The sequence below is a fragment of the Pseudonocardia xinjiangensis genome (genome assembly GCF_050948425.1).
GTDB classification, from domain to species: Bacteria; Actinomycetota; Actinomycetes; order Mycobacteriales; family Pseudonocardiaceae; genus Pseudonocardia; species Pseudonocardia xinjiangensis.
The window spans coordinates 3,765,222-3,785,082 of record NZ_CP192009.1 but is presented as its reverse complement, the minus strand read 5'-3'; the positions used below and the strand labels follow the sequence as shown (position 1 = coordinate 3,785,082).

At 72.5% G+C, this 19,861-nt stretch carries 17 protein-coding genes; 8 read left to right on the top strand and 9 right to left on the bottom strand.

Features of this window, described 5'->3' with window-relative positions; genetic code table 11:
- Positions 1-5: 5 nt before the first annotated feature.
- From ACQPZA_RS17765 to ACQPZA_RS17750, 4 genes are all read left to right on the top strand, one after another.
- Positions 6-1,568 carry an amino acid permease gene (locus tag ACQPZA_RS17765; RefSeq protein WP_433282419.1) on the top strand — a complete coding sequence of 521 codons (1,563 nt, stop codon included), beginning with the start codon at positions 6-8 and terminating at the stop codon, positions 1,566-1,568.
- Between the two features lie 28 nt (positions 1,569-1,596).
- The gene (locus ACQPZA_RS17760; protein WP_433282856.1) at positions 1,597-2,940 is read left to right on the top strand and encodes a glutamine synthetase family protein; all 1,344 of its coding nucleotides are present in this window, start codon (positions 1,597-1,599) and stop codon (positions 2,938-2,940) included.
- Positions 2,921-3,661, top strand: a complete 741-nt coding sequence (locus ACQPZA_RS17755; protein ID WP_433282417.1) for a gamma-glutamyl-gamma-aminobutyrate hydrolase family protein — start codon at positions 2,921-2,923, stop codon at positions 3,659-3,661. The genes ACQPZA_RS17760 and ACQPZA_RS17755 overlap by 20 nt, the downstream gene beginning before the upstream one ends.
- A 135-nt stretch (positions 3,662-3,796) precedes the next feature.
- On the top strand, positions 3,797-4,564 hold the full coding sequence (locus tag ACQPZA_RS17750) for a 3-oxoacyl-ACP reductase (protein WP_433282415.1): 768 nt from the start codon (positions 3,797-3,799) through the stop codon (positions 4,562-4,564).
- Positions 4,565-4,570: 6 nt separating this feature from the next.
- Here the strand turns inward: ACQPZA_RS17750 and ACQPZA_RS17745 are convergent, their stop codons facing one another.
- Entirely contained in the window at positions 4,571-6,811 is a 2,241-nt protein-coding gene (locus tag ACQPZA_RS17745) for a HelD family protein (protein WP_433282855.1), read from the bottom strand.
- A gap of 276 nt (positions 6,812-7,087) precedes the next feature.
- Between ACQPZA_RS17745 and ACQPZA_RS17740 the strand changes: the two genes are divergently transcribed.
- Entirely contained in the window at positions 7,088-7,861 is a 774-nt protein-coding gene (locus ACQPZA_RS17740) for an RNA polymerase sigma factor SigF (RefSeq protein WP_433282413.1), read from the top strand.
- Between the two features lie 13 nt (positions 7,862-7,874).
- On the opposite strand, the gene ACQPZA_RS17735 is transcribed toward ACQPZA_RS17740, so the two are convergent.
- On the bottom strand, positions 7,875-8,435 hold the full coding sequence (locus tag ACQPZA_RS17735; RefSeq protein WP_433282411.1) for a DUF6328 family protein: 561 nt from the start codon (positions 8,433-8,435) through the stop codon (positions 7,875-7,877).
- Positions 8,436-8,474: 39 nt separating this feature from the next.
- Complete coding sequence (locus ACQPZA_RS17730; protein ID WP_433282409.1) at positions 8,475-9,056, bottom strand: type 1 glutamine amidotransferase domain-containing protein; 582 nt, start codon at positions 9,054-9,056, stop codon at positions 8,475-8,477.
- Positions 9,057-9,123: 67 nt separating this feature from the next.
- Between ACQPZA_RS17730 and ACQPZA_RS17725 the strand changes: the two genes are divergently transcribed.
- Positions 9,124-9,345 (top strand): DUF2945 domain-containing protein, encoded by a 222-nt coding sequence (locus ACQPZA_RS17725; RefSeq protein ID WP_433282408.1) that lies wholly within the window; start codon positions 9,124-9,126, stop codon positions 9,343-9,345.
- 31 nt (positions 9,346-9,376) lie between these two features.
- On the opposite strand, the gene ACQPZA_RS17720 is transcribed toward ACQPZA_RS17725, so the two are convergent.
- The 5 genes from ACQPZA_RS17720 to ACQPZA_RS17700 form a co-directional block, all read right to left on the bottom strand.
- Positions 9,377-10,435, bottom strand: coding sequence for a DNA topoisomerase IB (locus ACQPZA_RS17720; RefSeq protein WP_433282406.1), 1,059 nt, complete (start codon positions 10,433-10,435; stop codon positions 9,377-9,379).
- 38 nt (positions 10,436-10,473) lie between these two features.
- The gene (locus ACQPZA_RS17715) at positions 10,474-10,833 is read right to left on the bottom strand and encodes a TraR/DksA C4-type zinc finger protein (RefSeq protein ID WP_169394796.1); all 360 of its coding nucleotides are present in this window, start codon (positions 10,831-10,833) and stop codon (positions 10,474-10,476) included.
- 142 nt (positions 10,834-10,975) lie between these two features.
- On the bottom strand, positions 10,976-13,336 hold the full coding sequence (locus tag ACQPZA_RS17710) for a glycoside hydrolase family 65 protein (protein ID WP_169394797.1): 2,361 nt from the start codon (positions 13,334-13,336) through the stop codon (positions 10,976-10,978).
- 85 nt (positions 13,337-13,421) lie between these two features.
- A complete protein-coding gene (locus ACQPZA_RS17705) occupies positions 13,422-14,168 on the bottom strand; it encodes a beta-phosphoglucomutase family hydrolase (RefSeq protein ID WP_433282404.1) in 747 nt (248 codons plus the stop codon).
- A gap of 58 nt (positions 14,169-14,226) precedes the next feature.
- Entirely contained in the window at positions 14,227-15,834 is a 1,608-nt protein-coding gene (locus ACQPZA_RS17700; RefSeq protein ID WP_433282402.1) for a histidine kinase, read from the bottom strand.
- Between the two features lie 113 nt (positions 15,835-15,947).
- On the opposite strand from ACQPZA_RS17700, the gene ACQPZA_RS17695 reads away from it, so the two are divergent.
- Positions 15,948-18,473 (top strand): DEAD/DEAH box helicase, encoded by a 2,526-nt coding sequence (locus ACQPZA_RS17695; protein WP_433282400.1) that lies wholly within the window; start codon positions 15,948-15,950, stop codon positions 18,471-18,473.
- A gap of 88 nt (positions 18,474-18,561) precedes the next feature.
- Positions 18,562-18,942 (top strand): hypothetical protein, encoded by a 381-nt coding sequence (locus tag ACQPZA_RS17690; RefSeq protein WP_169394801.1) that lies wholly within the window; start codon positions 18,562-18,564, stop codon positions 18,940-18,942.
- A 51-nt stretch (positions 18,943-18,993) separates the two neighbouring features.
- On the opposite strand, the gene ACQPZA_RS17685 is transcribed toward ACQPZA_RS17690, so the two are convergent.
- Positions 18,994-19,749: a DUF742 domain-containing protein gene (locus ACQPZA_RS17685; RefSeq protein ID WP_169394802.1), complete on the bottom strand. Its 756-nt coding sequence runs from the start codon at positions 19,747-19,749 to the stop codon at positions 18,994-18,996.
- Positions 19,750-19,861: the final 112 nt, after the last annotated feature.

The following is a 19,861-nucleotide window of genomic DNA, read 5'->3' as shown; positions in this document are numbered from 1 at the left end:
GCCCCATGACCGCCCACAACCGGACCGACGACGAGGCCACCCTGCACCGGCTCGGCTACGCGCAGGTGCTCTACCGCGAGATGGGCGGCTTCTCCAACTTCGCCATCTCCTTCACGATCATCTCGATCCTCGCGGGCTGCCTGACCTCGTACTACATCGCGTTCAACAACGGCGGCCCGGTCGCGATCACGTGGGGCTGGCTGCTGGTCGGCGGGTTCTGCGTGCTGGTGGCGATGGCCATGGGCGAGATCGCCTCGGCGATGCCCACCGCCGGGGCGCTGTACTTCTGGGCGTCGAAGCTGGGCGGCCCGGCGTGGGGCTGGTTCACCGGCTGGTTCAACCTGATCGGCCAGATCGCGGTGACCGCCGCGATCGACTACGGCGCCGCGATCTTCACCACCGCGCTGCTCAACCTGTGGTTCCCCGCCGTCGTCGGCACCGGGACCGGCACGGTCTTCGTGGTCTACTCGGTGATCATCGCGCTGCACCTCGCGCTGAACCTGCTGAACGTGAACCTGCTGGCCCGGCTCAACACGTTCTCGGCGTGGTGGCACATGGTCGGCGTGCTCGTGATCGTCGCCGTCCTGATCGTCGTCCCCGACAACCACCAGTCCGCCGCGTTCGTGTTCGGCGAGACGCTCAACAACTCCGGGTTCTCCGGGGAGGGCTTCGGCGACGCCGGGTTCTGGTTCGTGTTCGGTATCGGCCTGCTGATGGCCCAGTACACGATCACCGGGTATGACGCATCGGCGCACATGAGCGAGGAGACGCGCCTGGCGTCCCGGGCCGCGGCGTGGGGCATGGTGATGTCGGTCGCCGTGTCGGTGGTCTTCGGCTTCGTCCTGCTGGTCGCGGTGACGTTCGCGGTGCCCGACGTCCAGGGCACGCTCGACGCAGCAGGCAACGCCGTCGTCTACATCTGGACGGAGTCACTCGGCGGGGCGTGGGCCGAGTTCCTGCTGCTCATCGCCGTGGTCGGGCAGTTCTTCTGCGGTACGGCGTCGGTGACGTCGGCGTCGCGGATGCTCTTCGCGTTCTCCCGCGACGGCGCCGTGCCCGCCTCGCGGCTGTGGCGCAAGGTCGCCGCCAACCGCGTGCCGGTGAACGCCGTGGCCGCGATCGCCGTGCTGAGCTGGGCACTGATGCTCCCGACGCTCGCCAACGGCGTGGTCGGCTACCTCGTCGGCACCTCCATCGCGGTGATCGGCCTCTACATCGCGTTCGCACTGCCGATCGTCCTGCGGATCCGGGCCGGCTCCCGGTTCGAGGGCGGCGCGTGGAGCCTCGGTCACCACTACCGCTGGGTCGCGCCCGTCGCCGTCGCGTGGATCGCGCTCGTGTGCGTCCTGTTCCTGCTGCCGGTCTCCCCCAAGGGCATCCCGGGCGCCGCGGACTTCGACTGGAACGTAGTCAACTACGCCCCGATCACGGTGGGCGGGGCGCTGCTCCTGTTCGGTGGCTGGTACCTGCTCTCAGCGCGCCACTGGTTCACCGGCCCGGTCCGGGAGGCCGGCACCGAGGAGGAGCTGACCGGCATCGAGGGACAGCTGGAGGCCGATGCCCCGTGAGATCCTCATCCCCATGAAGCCACGCGGGATGCTCACGCTCGACCAGCTGCGGGCCGCGGTGGACGAGGGGTCGATCGACACCGTGCTCGTCGCGTTCACCGACATGCAGGGCCGGCTGCAGGGCAAGCGCTGCGCCGCCCCGTACTTCCTCGCCGACGTCGTGCCGCACGCGGCCGAGGCCTGCAACTACCTGCTGGCCGTGGACGTCGAGATGAACACCGTCGGCGGGTACGCGATGTCGAGCTGGGAACGCGGCTACGGCGACTTCGTGCTCAAGCCCGACCTCGCGACGTTGCGGCTCGTCCCGTGGCAGGAGGGCACCGCGCTCGTGCTGTGCGACGCGCAGTGGGCCGACGGGTCGCCCGTCGTCGCGTCGCCGCGGCAGATCCTGCGTGGCCAGCTGGACCGGCTCGCCGAGCACGGCCTGCACGCCGACGTCGGCACGGAGCTGGAGTTCATGATCTTCGCCGACTCGTTCGACACCGCCTGGCGCAAGGGCTACCACCAGCTCGAGCCCGCCAACCTCTACAACGTCGACTACTCGATGCTCGGCACGGCACGCGTGGAGCCGCTGCTGCGCCGGATCCGCAACGGGATGGCGGGCGCCGGGATGGTCGTCGAGTCGGCGAAGGGCGAGTGCAACCTCGGCCAGCACGAGATCGCCTTCCGCTACGCCGACGCGCTGACCACGTGCGACAACCACACGATCTACAAGACCGGCGCGAAGGAGATCGCCGACCAGGCCGGCACGGCGCTCACCTTCATGGCCAAGTACGACGAGCGGGAGGGCAACTCCTGCCACATCCACATCTCGCTGCGCGGGGAGGACGGGCCGGTCTTCGCCGGGGAGTCCGAACACGGTTTCTCCCCGCTGTTCGAGCACTTCGTGGCGGGCCAGCAGGCGTGCCTGCGCGAGCTCACCTACCTCTACGCACCGAACGTCAACTCCTACAAGCGCTACGCCGAGGGCTCGTTCGCGCCCACCGCGGTCGCCTGGGGGCTCGACAACCGGACGTGCGCGCTGCGCGTCGTCGGGCACGGCCCGTCGCTGCGGGTGGAGAACCGGGTGCCCGGCGGTGACATGAACCCGTACCTGGGGGTCGCCGCACTGATCGCGGCCGGGCTGCACGGCATCGAGAACGAGCTGCCCCTGGAGCCGGAGCTCGCCGGCAACGCCTACACCTCCGACGCACCACGGGTCCCGTCGACGCTACGGGAGGCGGCCGAGCTGTTCGCCGGCTCCACGGTGGCCGTCGACGCCTTCGGCCAGGAGGTCGTCGAGCACTACGCCAACGCGGCGCGGGTGGAGCTGGCCGCCTTCGACTCCGCCGTCACCGACTGGGAGCGCCGGCGTGGCTTCGAACGGCTCTAGCCGGACCCACCGCCCGATCGTCGGGCTCACCGCCTACGGGGAGCACGTCCGGTACGGGGTGTGGGAGCACGAGGCCGTGCTGCTGCCCGTCACCTACCCCGACGTGGTGCTCGCCTCCGGCGGAATCCCCGTGCTGCTGCCACCCCGCGTCGAGTCGGCGGTCGCCGTCGACCGGATCGACGCGCTGGTGCTCTCGGGTGGCCCCGACATCGCCCCGGGCCGGTACGGCGAGGCGCCGCACCCCCGCACCGGGGAGCCGCGGCCCGAGCGCGACGCCGCCGAGATCGCGATGCTGCACCGGGCGCTCGAGCGCGGCATTCCCGTGCTCGGTGTGTGCCGCGGGGTGCAGCTGTTGAACGTCGCGCTGGGCGGCACGCTGGTCCAGCACGTCCCCGACGCCGTCGGCCACACCGGGCACAACCCCACCCCGGGTGTCTTCGGCACCACCACGGTGGATCTCGTGCCCGGCGGGCGCGTGGCCGCCACCGTCGGCACCACGGTGGCCGTGCAGTGCCACCACCACCAGGCCATCGACCGGGTCGCTCCCGGGCTGAGGGTCACCGGGCGGGCCGCGGACGGCACGGTGGAGGCCGTCGAGCTGGACGGCGCACCGTTCGTGGTGGGCGTCCAGTGGCATCCCGAACAGGACGCCACGGACGTTCGGCTGATGACGGCACTGGTGGCGGCGGCGACCGGGAACCCAACGCCGCCGGCGCGGTAGCCGAGCGATTCGTCAAGATGGCCCCCGCCGCCGTGCGCCCCGCGGTGGCCGCCGCCGTCGCCCGCACCGTCACCGCGCTGGTGCGCCGCATCCCCGATCATGGCCACCGCACTAGCCGGCGAATAGTCTGCGGACATGATCGAGCGGTTCACGGGGCGCACGGCGGTCGTCACGGGCGGCGGCAGCGGCATCGGGCTGGCCACCGTCCGCAGGCTCGCCCAGGAGGGCGCCCGGGTCGTCGTCGGCGACATCGACGCCGGGCCGGGACAGGCGGCGGCCGACGAGGTGAACGGCCTGTTCGTGCGCACCGATGTCACGTCGGAGGACGAGGTGCAGGCGCTGTTCGCCGCAGCCGCGGAGCACTACGGCAGCGTGGACGTGGCGTTCAACAACGCGGGGATCTCCCCGCCGGAGGACGACTCGATCCTCACCACGGACCTGGCCGCCTGGCGGCGCGTCCAGGAGGTCAACCTCACGTCGGTGTACCTGTGCTGCCGCGCCGCGATCCCGCACATGCAGCGGGCCGGGCGCGGCTCGATCGTCAACACGGCGTCGTTCGTGGCGGTCATGGGCGCGGCCACCTCGCAGATCTCCTACACGGCGTCCAAGGGCGGCGTGCTCGCCATGTCCCGTGAGCTGGGCGTGCAGTTCGCGCGCGAGAACATCCGGGTCAACGCCCTGTGCCCCGGACCGGTGGACACCCCCCTGCTGCAGGAGCTGTTCGCCGCCGACCCCGAGCGGGCCCAGCGCCGCCTGGTGCACATCCCGATGGGCCGGTTCGCGCGGCCCGAGGAGATCGCCGGCACCGTGGCGTTCCTCGCCAGCGACGACGCCTCGTTCATCACGGCGTCCACGTTCCTCGTGGACGGCGGGATCTCCGGCGCCTACGTCACGCCCCTGTAGCGCGCACTAGCCCTCGGCCAGCCGGTGCAGCATCGCCGGGAGCGGCTGGGCATGCACCACCGCGAGGCGCTGCGTGGAGCGGGTGAGGGCCACGTAGAGGTCGTTGACGCCGTGCGGCGACTCGGCGAGCAGCTCGGCGGGTTCCACCAGCACGACGGCGTCGAACTCCAGGCCCTTCGCCGAGCTCACCGGGAGCACCACCACCGGTGCGCTGAGGTCGATGTCGGGGGCGTCCGCCGGTGGCTCGCCCACCAGGCGTTCCTGCAGTGCCGCCACCCGTGCGGTCGGGGCGAGCACCGCGGTGCGGCCCTCGCCGACCGCGCCGGTCTCCTCGGCGAGCACCTTGGCGACCGCGTCGTCGAGCCGGCTCGCGTCCACCGCCACCGCCCGGGGCGGCACGCCGGTGCTGCGCACCGAGCGCGGCGCGGCCAGGCCCGGCTCGATGGCGGCGAGCACGTCGTCGGCGACGTCGGCGATCTCCGACGGCGTCCGGTAGTTGACCGTGAGCTGCTCGAGCCGCCACCGGTTGGCCACGAACGGCGAGAGCACCTCGCCCCACGACGCGGCGCCGGACAGGTCGCCGGTCTGCGCGATGTCCCCCACGATGGTCATCGAACGGCTCGGGCAGCGCCGCATGATCAGCCGCCACGCCATCGGAGACAGCTCCTGCGCCTCGTCGACGATCACGTGCCCGTAGGTCCACTCCCGGTCGGCGGCGGCGCGGTCGGCGGTGGAGTCGTAGCGGCGCACCGCCTGCCGTTCGGCGAGCCGGTCGGCGTCCACGACGTCGGTGGCGCGCAGCAGCTCGGGATCGAGGTCCTCCTCGAGGTCGAGCACGTCGAGCACCCCCTGCGCATACATCACCTCCTCGCGCAGCGCGGCCGCCTCCCGCGCCGCCGCCTCGGCTCCGTCGTCACCGAGCAGCTCGGCGGCCTCGTCGAGCAGCGGGACGTCGGCGGGGGTCCACCGCTGGTCGGGCGGGACGTCGGCGCCGGGCGCGGGGCGCAGCAACAGCTCCCGCTCGGCCGCGGGGATCCGCCGGGCCACCGTGCTGAGCCGCTTCGGCGAGGCGAACAGATCGGTGAGCAGCTGCTCGGCCGACAGCGTCGGCCACAGGGCGTCGAGCTCGCGGGTGAGCTCGCGGCTCTCGCTCAGCTCCTCACGGATGTCGGCGAGGTCGCCCGCGTCCAGCAGGCCACGGCCGCCCAGCGTGCGCGCCACCTGCTCCGCGAGCAGCCGGATCGCCTCCTTGTGGAAGATGCGCTTGGCCTCGTTGTGTGGCCGGCGCGAGCGCCGCGCGCGGGTGCGGGCCGCGTTGGCCACGTCGCGGTCGAGCCGCACGCGCTGCTGCTCGACGACGAGCTCGATCGGACGCCGCGGCACCTGCTGACGGTCCCGCACGGCAGCGGCGATCACCGCCGCCATCTCGGCCCGGCCCTTCACCGCGGCGGTCAGGGTGGGTTCCACCCGCCGCGCGTCGAGGCCGGGGTGGAGCTGCCCGACTGTGCCGAGCACCACGGCCGTCTCCCCGAGGGACGGCAGCACCTGCCCGATGTAGCTCAGGAACGTCGGGTTGGGGCCGACCACCAGCACGCCGCGGCGGGCCAGCCGGTCGCGGTGGGTGTAGAGCAGGTAAGCGGCACGGTGCAGCGCCACCGCCGTCTTGCCCGTGCCCGGGCCACCCTGCACCACGAGCACGCCGCTGGGCTTCGACCGGATGATCGCGTCCTGCTCGGCCTGGATGGTGGCGACGATGTCGGACATCCGCCCGGTGCGCCGAGCGGCGACGGCCGCGAGGAGCGCCGCCTCGCTCGTCAGCCCGCCGGCCTGCGACGTGGCGGTGGCGTCGTCCAGGTCGAGCACCTCGTCGTCGACCGCGGTGACCTCGCGGCGCCGGGTGCGCAGGTGCCGGCGGCGGCGGATGCCCTCGGGAGAGGCCGCGGTGGCGGTGTAGAACGGGCGGGCCGCGGGCGCCCGCCAGTCCATCAGCAGCGGCTCGTACTCGTTGTCCTCGTCGAGCAGCCCGAGCCGGCCGACGTAGCGGCGCTCGCCGTCGTCGGTGTCGAGCCTGCCGAACGCGAGCCCGTGCTCGGCGGCGCGGAGCGCGGCGAGCCGGTCGGTGTACATCGCCGCTGCGGCATCGCGCTCGGTGAGCGCCTGCGGCGTGCCCACGGTCTCGTCGTGCAGCACGCCCTCGAGGCGCCGCGCGGTGTCGGCGCGGCGGGCGTCGAGACGCTCGTAGAGCATGCCGACGTAACGGCGCTCGTACTCGAGCCCCTCCTCGACGGGAGTGGCACTCCCGCTGCCGTTCGTCGCCGCGGAGCCGGCAGGCGAGTCGGCGCCCTGAGAGCCGCTGCCGCTTCGAGCGGGGGACGTGCTGTTCGACACCGGCAAATTCACCTTCGCGAAGCGGGCGGACGGAATGGCGACTTACGAACGTACCAGCGCGAGCGTTTTCTCCCGCCGACCCGCGGGTAGCTCACGGGGTGCGATCCGTCCCGTGCCCGAGCTGCCCGCGCTGCCGTGTCTGACACCTCCCGCGACTCCGACTACGCGCACTTGGCGCCGTTGTTCGCCGAGTTCGCGGCCTTGCCACCGGACGACCCGGGCCGGGCCGTGCTGCGCCAGAAGCTCGTAACAGGGTACCTGCCGGTGGCCCAGCACATCGCCCGCCGATTCGCCGGACGAGGTGAGCCGGTCGACGACCTGGAGCAGGCGGGGACGGTCGGGCTGCTCAACGCCGTGGACCGGTTCGAACCCGACCGCGGCATCGACTTCCTGTCCTACGCGGTACCCACCATCACCGGCGAGATCCGGCGCCACTTCCGGGACCGGACGTGGTCCATGCGGGTGCCCCGACGGCTCAAGGACCTGCAGAGCGGCATCAACGGCGCCATCGGGCCGCTGTCCCAGGAGCTGGGACGCGCGCCCCGGCCGAGCGAGATCGCGGGGCGGCTCGGGATCCCGACCGAGGACGTCGTCGAGGGTCTCGACGCCCAGCAGGCCTACCGCAGCAGCTCGCTCGACGAGCTCGTGGCCGGCGCCGACACCACCCTGACCGACACCCTGGGCAGCGCCGACGCGGAGCTCGAGAAGGTCGAGTACCGGGAGGCCCTCGCCCCGCTGCTCGACGAGCTGCCCGAGCGCGAGCGGACCATCCTGCTGCTGCGGTTCTTCGGCAACCTCACCCAGACCCAGATCGCCGACCGCGTCGGGATCTCGCAGATGCACGTGTCGCGGCTGCTCTCCCAGACGGTGGCGCAGCTGCGCCGCCGCATGATCGAGGAGGACGGGTAGCCGGGGACACCCACTAGGTCCGGGCGGGCACCCGTCCGTTCCCGGCCCGGTCACCGTCCGGCGCGCCGTCGTCGATCCTCCCGGTCCGCCAGAGCAACCGGAGCGGGAGGACGAACCACATCGTCAGCAGGACGATCCCGACGGCGGCGGCGACCGGCACGGCGAACGCCAGGCTGATCGCGACGTCGAGCACGAGCAGCACCGCGCCCGTCAGGGTGAGTGCCAGCGCAGCCAGTCCCGCGGTGCAGAGCTGGTGGCCCAGCTGCACGGTCTCCTTCTTCAGCCCGCGGCGGAACGTCACCCGGTGGGCGGCGGCCGGGGCCACCAGCAACCCGGCCGCGACCACCGAGAGCAGCAACGTGACGACGTAGGTCCACCGCTCCACGTCGTCGAGCTCGGCGAACCGGTCGGTGAACGACAGCGACAGCAGGAACGCGAAGAGGATCTGCACACCCGTCTGCGCCACGCGCAGCTCCTGCAGCAGCTCGACCATGTTGCGGTCGGCGCGTTGGAGCGGCCCCTCGCCGGGGCGCTCCGGCCCAGGCGCGGGAGCGCGGCAGTCCGGGCACCCCATGGACGGGGAGTACCCGGACCGCGCCGGAAAATGCCCGGATCAGGCGACCGTTGCGCCCTCGTGGTGCACCGCGTGTGCACCCTCGGCGAACTCCTCGACGATCTTGGCGCAGAAGGCCGGCAGATCGTCGGGGTTACGGCTGGAGACGAGGCCGTGGTCGGTGACGACCTCCTCGTCGACCACGGTGCCGCCGGCGTTGCGGATGTCGGTGCGCAGACTCGGGTAGGACGTCAGGGTCCGGCCCCGCACGAGGTCGGCCTCGACGAGCGTCCACGGCCCGTGGCAGATCACGCCGACGGGCGTGCCGGCGCGGAAGATCTCCTGCACGAACGCGACGACGTCAGGGTCCATCCGGAGGCGGTCGGCGTTGACCGTGCCGCCCGGCAGGATCAGCCCGTCGTAGTCGGCAGCCGACGCCTGCTGGACCGCCTTGTCGGCGGTGAAGGTGTCGGCGGGCTCGATGTCGTTGTTCATCGCCTGGAACTCGCCCTCGGACAGCGAGATGATCTCCGTCCGGGCGCCTTCCTGCTCCACCGCCTCGCGTGGACGCGTGAGCTCCACCTGCTCCACACCATCGGTGGCCAGGATCGCGATGCGCTTACCGTCCAGCTTGCCTGCCATGTTCTTCCTTTCCTCGTTGCCGTACGCAGATCGCGTACCCGGGTCCGGCACGGGGTAAGCGCCCCGCATGAGCGAGTTCGAGAAGGGCGACCACGTCACGTGGAAGAGTCACGGCGGCACCGCTGAGGGAGAGGTCGAGGAGGAGATCACCGAGGACACCGAGGCGGCGGGCCGCACCGTGCGGGCCACCCCCGACGACCCGCAGTACCGGGTGCGCAGCGAGAAGAGCGGGCGCGACGCGGTGCACCGCCCGGGGGCGCTGACGAAGAAGCCGAAGGGCGACGACTAGCCGGCCTGTTCCCGTCGGCCGCGCAAGCACCTCAGGAACCGATGAGCCGCACGACCGCCCGCTCCACCGCGGCGCGGGTCGTGTCGTCGGTGAGGTCGGGCACCGCCGAGATGCCGTCGAGCCTGCGCAGGGCGGGGAGCACCGTGCGCCCCTCCTCGAAGCGCTCCAGCACCCGCGGGTCGACATACGAGTTGCGCGCCACCGTCGGGGTGTTGCCGAGGTGCTCGGACACCTCCTTGATCGCCCGGTTCACCACACGCTTGCGGGCCCGTTCCTTCTCGGGGACGCCGCCGCGGGCCACTCCCGCGGCCAGCGTGACCGCAGCCAGCACGGTGGCGTTCCAGGTCCGCAGGTCCTTGCAGGTGTACTGCTCCCCCATCAGCTCCTTCACGGCCGCGTTCAGATCCTCGGCACGCACGTCGTGCCAGCCCCGGCCGACGCGGTAGACGAGCAGGTCGTCCCCGCCGCCCCGGCGGCGCAACAACGAGTTGACGACCCGGTGCAGCAGCGGGTCGCGCAGCGCCAGGGTGCGCGGGATCCCACCCTTGGCCGGATAGGAGAACAGGACGGCCCCCCGCTGGAGCCGGACGTGCTCGCGGCGCAGCGTCGCCAGCCCGAACGTGCCGTCCTCGTCGTCGTCACCGGGGGCGTACTCCTCCCCGCCTGCCCGGAACACCCCGACGTCGAGCATCCGGACCCCCGCCGACAGCACGCGGTCCCGGCTGAGGCCCTTCTCCGTCAGCCGGGCCAGGACCTCACCGCGGACGTCGACCAGCCGCGCCCCCAGGCTCAGGACCCTGTCGTGCTTGTCCCGGTCGCGCAGGCGGCGCCACTCGTCGTGGTACCGGTACTGGCGCCGCCCGGCCGCGTCCGTGCCGACGGCCTGGATGTGCCCCTTCGGGTCGGGCGATATCCACACGTCCCGCCACGCGGGGGGAATGACCAGCGACTTGATCCGGGCGATCTCCACGGGGTCGCTGATCGGCAGCCCGCTCGCGTCGTGGAAACTCCATCCGCGCCCGCGGCGGCGGCGCGTCAGCCCGGGCGTCGCGGGGTCGACCCGGACCAGTCCGGCAGGTGGCTCACTCACACCCCGCCCCATACCCGCCGGAGAGACGGGCGAACCGGTCAGGTGACCACCGGGGTGTCGGCGTGCTCGCGACACGTGGCCGCCTCGGGACGGGCCTCCAGCCGCTCGTCGTCGATCTCGCGGTGGCAGACCGCGCAGCGGCCGTAGGTGCCGGCGTCGAGGCGTTCCACGGCGTCGATGATCCGGCGACGCTGCTCCTCGATCGTGTCGACGCTCAGCTCGGCCTCCATCGAGGTGTTCACCTCGGTGCCGTAGTCGGCGGGGTGCTGGCCGAGAGCGCCCTCCTGGCCGAGTGTGTCGGCCGACGCCTCGGCCCGGCTCTGCTCGGCGAAGCGGGCGCGTTCGTCGAGTTCGGCCAGCTCGGTGGTCAGCATCTTGCGGGCGCGATCGAGGTCCACGGTCGTCCTTCCGTCACGTGCGGGAAGCATCAGCGCTCTCGCATACCCACCCCGCCGGACCCGTACGCCTCCACCGGGAAGTGCAGGCGTACGGGTGGCCGAGCGGGCCGACGGACGGGGGGAACGGGCGAACGGCGAGCCGTCAGCTCCCCGGGTGGCGGGCGTTGGGCGCCCGGCCGTAGGGCTGCTCGACGGGCTCGACGGGCTCGCACGCCGGGATCGGCCGGACCTGCGGGGCATCGGCCAGCGCCAGCGGTTCGCCGTGGTGGCGCAGCCGCATCGGGGCCCCGCTGACGAGCCGGTACTCGGCCTCGCCCGGCCGGATCTCCACGCGCAGCTGGCGGCCCTGCCACAGCAGCCCGAACGAGATCCGCGACAGTGCGGGCGGCAGCTGCGGCGCGAAGGCGATGCCCCCGTTGTCGAGCCGCATCCCGCCGAACCCGGACACCACCGCGGTCCACGTGCCCGCCATCGACGCGATGTGCACGCCGTGCTCGGTGTTGCCCGCCAGGTTGTTCAGGTCGACCAGCGCCGCCTCGGCGAGGTAGTCGTAAGCCAGGTCCAGATGCCCCGTCCACGCCGCGACGACGGCCTGCGTGCAGGCCGACAGCGACGAGTCGCGCACCGTGATCGCCTCGTAGTAGGCGAAGTTGCGCTGCATCTGCTCCGGGGTGAACGCCTCCGGCCGCAGCTGGATCGCCAGGACCAGGTCGGCCTGCTTGGACACCTGCTTGCGGTAGAGGTCGAAGTAGGGCACGTGCAGCAGGAGCGGGTACTTCTCCGGCGGGGTGTTCTCGAAGTCCCAGCCCTGGTGGTTGGTGAAGCCCTCCGACTGGGGGTGCACCCCGAGCACCTCGTCGTAGGGGATGCGCATCGACTTGGCGGCGTCGCGCCAGCTCGCCATCTCCTCGGCGTTGACGCCCAGCCGGGCCGCCGCGCGCGAGTGGCGGGCCGCCGTGTCGGCGGCCACCCGCAGGTTCTGCTGCGCCATCAGGTTGGTGTAGACGTTGTTGTCGACGATGGCCGTGTACTCGTCCGGGCCGGTCACCCCGTCGATCCGGAACTGCCCCGCCGAGTCGTGGTGCCCGAGCGAACGCCACAGCCGCGCCGTGGCCACCAGCAGCTCCAGGCCGACCTCGCGCTCGAAGTCCACATCACCCGTGGCCGCCACATGGCGCCGGACCGCGTCGGCGATGTCCGCGTTGATGTGGAACGCCGCGGTGCCCGCCGGCCAGTACCCCGAGCACTCGTGCCCGCGGATCGTCCGCCACGGGAACGCCGCGCCCCCCAGCCCCAGCTGCTCGGCCCGCTCGTAGGCCATCGGCAGGATCGACTGCCGCCAGCGCAACGCGTCGGCCGCCGCCTCCGGGGCCAGGTGCGACAGCACCGGCAGGCAGAACGTCTCGGTGTCCCAGAACGTGTGCCCGTCGTAGCCCTCGCCGGTGAGCCCCTTGGCCCCGATCGCCCGCCGCTCCGCGCGGGCGCCCGCCTGCAGCACGTGGAAGACCGCCACCCGCACCGCCTGCTGCAGCTCCGCGTCGCCGTCGATCTCGACGTCGGCGGTCTCCCAGAAGTCGTCGAGGTACTGGCGCTGCTCCGCCAGCATCCCCTCCCAGCCGGTGTAGCGCGCCGCGGCCAGCGCCGCGCGCACCTGGTCGTGCAGCGCGGGCTGCGACCGGCGCGCCGACCAGCCGTAGGCCAGGTACTTGATGATCCGCAGCTTCTGCCCCGGCTCCAGCCGGGCGATCACGGTGGTGCGGCCGATGTCCTCGGTGGCCTCCGAGGTGATCTTGACGCCGTCCGGGCCGTGCACCTCGTGGTCCATCGCCGCCGCCACCCGCAGCGCGGACCGGCGCGTGTGGTGGATCAGGATCGCGCCCGCCTCGTCGCTGCGCCACTGCTCCGCCACCAGCGGGTCGGTCAGTGCGGCCTCGACCCGAGGGTCGTCGTCGCTGCGCGACGGCAGCTGCTCGTTGGCCACCAGCTCGGACTGCACGACCAGCAGGGCGGGTGCGTCGAGCACCTCCACCTCGTAGCAGATGGCCGCGACGGCACGCTGGGTCAGCGACACCATGCGCGTGCTGCGCACCGACACCACGCGACCCGCCGGCGACGCCCACTCCACCTCGCGGGTGAGCGTGCCGGCCCGCAGGTCCAGCACCCGCTCGTGGCGGCGTAGCTCGCCGTAGCGCAGGTCGAACGGCTCGTCCTCGACGAGCAGCCGGATCAGCTTGCCGTTGGTGACGTTGATGATCGTCTGCCCGGACTCCGGGTAGCCGTAGCCACCCTCGGCGTACGGGAGGGGGCGGCGCTCGTAGAAGGAGTTGAGGTAGGTGCCCGGCCAGGCGTTGGGCTCGCCCTCGTCCAGGTTGCCCCGCAGCCCGATGTGGCCGTTGGAGAGCGCGAACACCGACTCCACCTGGCCGATCGCGTCCAGGTCGAGCTTGGACTCGCGGACCACCCACGGCTCGACGGTGAACGGCCGTCCCGGATCAGGACTCATCGCTCGCCCTCGCTGCGCTCGGCCGGCCCACAGGGAGACGTCACCGTGTCCAGGCACTGTGTCGATGATTCGCTCGTAAACTCGCTCATCGCTGCTCCTCCAGCAGTTGTGCGAGGTCGGTGACCACGGTGTCGGCGCCGTGCTCCCGCAGTGCGTCGGCCTGCCCGAGGCGGTCGACCCCGACGACGAAGCCGAACCCACCCGCCCTCCCTGACGCCACTCCGGCCAGCGCGTCCTCGAACACGACGGCCTGCTTCCGGTCGACGTTCAGGTCGGCCGCCGCGGCGAGGAACGTGTCGGGGGCGGGCTTGCCGGGCAGGCCCCGCTCCCGGGCCGTGACGCCGTCGACGCGGTGGTCGATCAACGCGGTGAGGCCGGCGACGTCGAGCACCTGGGCCGCGTTGGCCGATGACGAGACGCAGGCCGTGGCCAGACCGGCTTCCTTCACGGCCTTCAGGTAGCGCACGGAACCGGGGTAGACCGTGACGCCCACGGTCGTGATCTTCTCCTGGACGAGCTCGTTCTTCCTCGTGGCCAGTGCGTAGACCGTGTCGGCGTCAGGGGCGTCACCGGGACCGCCCTCGGGTAGTGCGATGCCGCGGGAGCGGAGGAACGAGTCGGTGCCGGCCAGTCGTGGCTTCCCGTCGACGTAGGGGCCGTAGTCGGCCTTCACGTCGAACGGCTTGAAGGGGGTGCCGTCGTGCTCGGCACGGGAGCGCAGGAAGTCGTCGAACATCTGCTTCCACGCGGCGGCATGCACGCTGGCGGTGTCGGTCAGGACACCGTCGAGATCGAAGAGGCACGCGCGGGTGCCATCAGGAAGGCCGAGCATTTCTCCACGGTACCGAAGTCCATGATCACCTTCGGCGGTACACGGGTCACGCCCTCGCTCAGTCGGGTGGCGCCGCGAGCAGCAGCGTTGTCGGAGCCCGTTCGCCCGCGGTCACGGTGATCGCGCAACCCGCCGCCGTCCGGCGGGCGACCAGGGCGAGCGTGCCGCCGTCGGGCAGCGGTTCGATCTCCTGCTGCACGGCGCTGCGCACCACGTCGAGCACCTGCATCGCGCTGACGGGAACCGGCTCGACGCCGCTCTCGACGTCCACCTCGACCCGTAGCCGCTCGCCGAACCTCGCCTGCTCGAGCTGCAGGTAGCCGCGCACCGCGTCGAGCTCCCGGCCGAGCGTGCTCGTGCCCGGCAGGTCGGCCACCCGGGACAGGTCCGCGAAACCGAACAGCAGCTCGCGTGCCCGCATCGGGTCGGTGCGGATCAGCGCGGCGATGGTGTTGAGCGAGTTGTAGAAGAAGTGCTGCTCGAGGCGGCGGGCCTGCACCACCTGCCCGGCAGCGGCGGGCTCGGCGGCACCGGGCGTGGCGGGACCGGCGGCACCGGGTTCGGCGGCCACGGGCTCGGGAGCCGCGGGGCCGGATGACGCGGGGCCGGGGGATGTCGCCACCGCCGGCTCCACCGGCGGGGCGAGCTCCGGAGCCGGCGTCTCGATCACCGGCTCGGGCGGACGGGCCCATCCCGCCTGCTGCACCGCCGACGGGGCGAGCAGCCCCCGCCAGTGCGGGCGGCGCATCCGGCCGCCGCCGATCCAGCCGGTGAACTCCACGAGCCCCACCAGCTCGGGCGCCGCCCAGCTGGCGTGGCGCCCGGCATCGGCGGGCACCTCGCCCGAGAAGGGCCGCTTCGGCAGTCTGCGGGCCACGAGCTCGGCGGCCAGCTGGCGGCGCTGCTCCAGCGACACCCCCACCCGCCCGACGTAGTGCAGCCCGCCGCCGACGGGAACGCCGAGCAGGAGCGTGCCGACCGTGTCCGGACGCCGCGGGTCGGCGGGTGTCCAGCCGCCCACGAGCACCTGGCGCGTGCGCCGGATGGGCACCCGGAGCCAGAAGCGCGAGCGGCCCCCGGGGTGGTAGCGGCCCCGCAGGTGCCGGGCGTGCAGGCCTTCGGCGCCCTTCTGGTCGGCGATCGCCAGCATCGTGTCGAGCTCGGTGGCCGGCAGCGGTGACGTCGTCCACACCGGAGGGCTGGCGAACCCGAGGCCGTCGAGCAGCGCCCGTCGGTCGGCGTAGTGCAGGTCGGTGGTGCTGTGCCCGTCCAGCCAGAGCAGGTCGGCCACCTGGAAGTCCACCGGGATCCGCCGGATCGTCTCGTCGGAGGGACGATGCCGCGCGCTGCGGCGCTTGAGCAGGCGCGGACGCACCGCGTGCTCCTCGCCGCGCGCGACGAGGGTGCCGTCGAGCACCATCCCGCCGGGCGGCGAGCGGCGCAGCAGCGGCTCGGACAGCTCCGGGTAGGCGGCGCTCATCGAGTTGTTGCCGCCGCTCAGCAGCCGCACCCGCCTGCCGGGCTGCACGTACGCGATGCATCGGTGGCCGGTCCAGGCCACCTCGACCACCCAGTCCGGTCCGACCGGCGGATCCCCCGCCACCGAGGCCGCCTGCATCGGGGGGACGAGATCGGGCAACTCGCCCGAAGTCGGCCCCTCTGTCACGGCACACACGCTAACGGTTACCGGCGGCATCGAACGCCGCGGGCGCCGCTGACGTGGCCGTTCCGGGCCCCGCGCACCGGCGTGGCGGCCCGGCGAGAGACGATCGGGGCATCATGACGCTCACCGACCGGCTCCCACCCACACCTGATGACCCCGACGCGCTCGTCGAGGCGTTCACCGACTGGGCGTTCGAGGAGCAGGGACTCTCGCTCTACCCGGCGCAGGAGGAGGCGCTGCTGGAGCTGGTCACCGGCAGCAACGTCATCCTCTCCACACCGACCGGGTCCGGGAAGTCGCTGGTGGCCGTGGGCGCGCACGCCGCGGCGCTGGCCCGGGGGCAGCGCACCTTCTACACGGCGCCGATCAAGGCGCTGGTCAGCGAGAAGTTCTTCGCGCTCATCGACGTGTTCGGGGCCGACAAGGTCGGGATGCTCACCGGGGACGCCGCGGTCAACGAGAAGGCCCCGATCATCTGCTGTACCGCGGAGATCCTGGCCAACATCGCGCTGCGCAGCGGCCGCGACGCCGACGTGGGATCCGTGGTGATGGACGAGTTCCACTTCTACGCCGACCCCGACCGCGGCTGGGCGTGGCAGGTGCCGCTGATCGAGCTCCCGCAGGCGCAGTTCCTGCTGATGAGCGCCACGCTGGGGGACGTCTCCTTCTTCGAGGAGGACCTGACCCGGCGCACCGGCAGGCCGACCGCGGTGATCACCTCCGTGGAACGGCCGGTGCCGCTGCACTACCGCTACGTCTTCACCCCGCTGCACGAGACGATCAGCGAGCTGCTGCAGACCCACGAGGCGCCGGTCTACGCCGTGCACTTCACGCAGCAGTCGGCCGTGGAGCGGGCGCAGTCGCTGATGAGCGTGAACGTCACGTCCAAGGAGGACAAGCAGGCGATCGCCGACGTGATCGGCAACTTCCGTTTCACCTCGGGCTTCGGCAAGACCCTGTCGCGGCTGGTGCGCCACGGCATCGGCGTGCACCACGCCGGGATGCTCCCGCGCTACCGGCGCCTGGTGGAGACCCTCGCCCAGGCCGGGCTGCTGCGCGTCATCGCGGGCACCGACACCCTCGGCGTCGGGATCAACGTGCCGATCCGCACGGTGCTGTTCACCGGCCTCGCCAAGTACGACGGGCAGCGGACCCGGCCGCTCAAGGCCCGTGAGTTCCACCAGATCGCCGGCCGCGCCGGGCGCGCGGGCTACGACACCGTGGGCACCGTCGTCGCCGAGGCACCCGACCACGAGGTGGAGAACGCCCGGCTGCTCGCTCGGGCGGGCGATGACCTCAAGAAGCGCAAGCGGATCGTGCGCAAGCAACCCCCGGAGGGCTTCGTCGGCTGGTCGGAGACCAGCTTCGAGAAGCTGCAGAACGCCCAGCCCGAGCCGCTGACCAGCCACTTCAAGGTCACCCACGCGATGCTGCTGAACGTCATCTCCCGGCCGGGTGACGCGTTCGCGGCCATGCGCCACCTGCTCGAGGACAACCACGAACCGCGGCCCCGGCAGCGCCGGCACATCCTGCGCGCCATCGCGATCTACCGGGCGCTGCGGGCGTCCGGGGTGGTGGAGGAGCTCCCGGAGCCCGACGCGGAAGGCCGGCGGGTGCGCCTCGTCGGCGACCTGCAGCTCGACTTCGCCCTCAACCAGCCGCTGTCCCCCTTCGCGCTGGCCGCGATCGAGCTGCTGGACCGGGAGGCGCCGAGCTACCCCATGGACGTGCTCTCGGTGATCGAGGCGACGCTCGACGACCCGCGGGCCGTGCTCTACGCGCAGCAGAACAAGGCCCGCGGCGAGGCCGTCGCGGCGATGAAGGCCGACGGCATCGAGTACGAGGAGCGCATGGCGCTGCTCGAGGACGTCACGTACCCGAAGCCGCTCGACGAGCTGCTGCACGCCGCACTGGAGACCTACCGGCGGGGCGCCCCGTGGGTGGAGGACGCCCGCCTGTCGCCCAAGTCGGTCGCCCGCGACATGTTCGAGCGGTCGATGACCTTCGTCGAGTACGTCTCGCACTACCAGCTCGCCCGCTCCGAGGGCCTGGTGCTGCGCTACCTCGCCGACGCCTACCGCGCCCTGCGTCAGACCGTGCCCGACGAGGCGAAGACCGAGGAGCTCACCGACGTCGAGGAGTGGCTCGGCGAGCTCGTCCGCCAGGTCGACTCCAGCCTGCTCGACGAGTGGGAGGCCCTCGCCGCCGGAGCGGGGGCGGGCGAGGAGCCCGCTCCCCCGTCGCTCGACCAGGGCCCCGCCGGGGTCACCCGCAACGTCCGTGCCTTCCGCGTTCTCGTCCGCAACGCGCTGTTCCGCCGCGTCGAGCTGGCGGCGCTGCGGCGCTTCGACCTGCTCGGCGAGCTCGACGCCGAGTCCGGGTGGACCGCCGAGGCCTGGCGCGCGGCGCTGGAGCCCTACTTCGCCGAGCACACCGACATCGGCACCGGGCCCGACGCCCGCGGACCGGCCATGATCACCGTCACCGAGGAGCCCGAGCGCTGGCTCGTCCGACAGGTGCTCGACGACCCGGCAGGCGACCGGGACTGGGCGATCACCGCCGAGGTCGACCTCGCGGCCTCCGACGAGGAGGGCTCCCCCGTCGTCTGGATCACCGCCGTGGAGCCGCTCGGCGGCCTCTGAGCAGCTGCGTCGCCCGTCGTGGCGCTCCGGCGCCACGAGGGTCAACCGATCATTGCCGCCGTGCTGGCGTCATTGTATCATTGACAGCATGAAGTACGAGGAAGCTCGCCTCTGGCTCGAACGGGCCGAACCCAGCGTCACGAGGGCCGCCCGCTCCCTCACCGAGGAGCTCGAGACCCTGAAACAGCGCAGTGCCGACGGACCTCTCACCCGCGACGCGGCAGCCGCCTGGTACGCGATCGTGCACGAGATGCACCGGGTGGCCGACCGGTACGAGCGCGATCTCATCCGCAAGCTCCGCCAGGACGGTCTGACCTGGGCCCAGGTGGCCGAAGCCGTGCAGGCGCAGCTCGGCAGCCGACAGGCCGCGCAGGCCAAGTGGAAGCGGCTGGTCGACCCCGGCAGGCGCATCACCACCGGCAACATGCAGCGCGGCGGGCGTCGCAAGCAGAGCGACCCGCAGGCCTGAGCGTCGGCGCCCGATGGCCGGCTCCCCTCCCCCGACCCGGCGGGGACGTCGTCAGAGCCGGCGGAGCCCGGCGAGCACGCGCTCCATCAGCGCAAGATCCGGGCCGGCCACGCCGACCGTGCGGTGCACCGCCACAGCGCCGTTCGCCACCAGGTCGCCCAGGATCACCTTGGCCACGCCGAGCGGAATGCCGAGCAGCGCCGCCACCTCGGCGACGGAACGAGGCTCCTGGCAGAGCGAGATGACGGCCTCGTGCTCGGCCGCGGCGGGCCCGCTGGTGGCCATGGGCACGGCCGAGACCAGCGTCTCGATGGACAGTTCGTACTGGGACCGTGTGCGACCGCGCGTCAGGACGTAGGGTCGGACGAACGACGTGGGGCCCTCGACCGCCGCTCCTGACTCCGCCCCGTAGCCGGACGCGAGGTAGTCCCCGCCCGACTGGTAGGGGTACGCGGATGCGGGGTCAGCGCCTGCCGGGTCAGAACCGGCCGATGGACCGTTGATCGGTCCCTCCTCGAGGTCAGGGGGGTCAGTTTGGGCGCTCCGGCTGTGATCACGGGGGGCTCCCCCGAACCGCGCCCCGGTGAGCCCCACGGGCGAGGAACGATACACGACGAATCCGTCATCCGGTGCGTGGTCGGGCTTTCCCTCCGCCTCGGCCTCGGGAACGGCCGCCAGCGCCTCGGTGTTCAACTCGGAGGTCGGTTGCCCACCGGGACCGCGCCGCTTGGACTTCCGCCGCCGGGAGCCACCGCCGAACCGCGCTCCGGTGCGCCCGACCGTGGGCTCCGCATCGTCGGGGTCCACCTGCAGGGCCTCCTTCCGGACGTCCGTAGCCAGTGCCGGCGACCGGAAGCGCCGCCGGGCCCTCGCGCGCCAGCACCAGACCCTGGCGACTCTGCGTTACGAGTACGTTACC

What these genes read in the sequence shown, in the direction of transcription:
- ACQPZA_RS17765 (WP_433282419.1), top strand. Translation starts at nt 6, where the DNA reads ATGACCGCCCACAACCGGACCGACGACGAGGCCACCCTGCACCGGCTC.
- ACQPZA_RS17760 (WP_433282856.1), top strand. Translation starts at nt 1,597, where the DNA reads ATGCTCACGCTCGACCAGCTGCGGGCCGCGGTGGACGAGGGGTCGATC.
- ACQPZA_RS17750 (WP_433282415.1), top strand. Translation starts at nt 3,797, where the DNA reads ATGATCGAGCGGTTCACGGGGCGCACGGCGGTCGTCACGGGCGGCGGC.
- ACQPZA_RS17745 (WP_433282855.1), bottom strand. Translation starts at nt 6,811, where the DNA reads ATGCTCTACGAGCGTCTCGACGCCCGCCGCGCCGACACCGCGCGGCGC.
- ACQPZA_RS17735 (WP_433282411.1), bottom strand. Translation starts at nt 8,435, where the DNA reads ATGGGGTGCCCGGACTGCCGCGCTCCCGCGCCTGGGCCGGAGCGCCCC.
- ACQPZA_RS17730 (WP_433282409.1), bottom strand. Translation starts at nt 9,056, where the DNA reads ATGGCAGGCAAGCTGGACGGTAAGCGCATCGCGATCCTGGCCACCGAT.
- ACQPZA_RS17725 (WP_433282408.1), top strand. Translation starts at nt 9,124, where the DNA reads ATGAGCGAGTTCGAGAAGGGCGACCACGTCACGTGGAAGAGTCACGGC.
- ACQPZA_RS17710 (WP_169394797.1), bottom strand. Translation starts at nt 13,336, where the DNA reads ATGAGTCCTGATCCGGGACGGCCGTTCACCGTCGAGCCGTGGGTGGTC.
- ACQPZA_RS17705 (WP_433282404.1), bottom strand. Translation starts at nt 14,168, where the DNA reads ATGCTCGGCCTTCCTGATGGCACCCGCGCGTGCCTCTTCGATCTCGAC.
- ACQPZA_RS17695 (WP_433282400.1), top strand. Translation starts at nt 15,948, where the DNA reads ATGACGCTCACCGACCGGCTCCCACCCACACCTGATGACCCCGACGCG.
- ACQPZA_RS17690 (WP_169394801.1), top strand. Translation starts at nt 18,562, where the DNA reads ATGAAGTACGAGGAAGCTCGCCTCTGGCTCGAACGGGCCGAACCCAGC.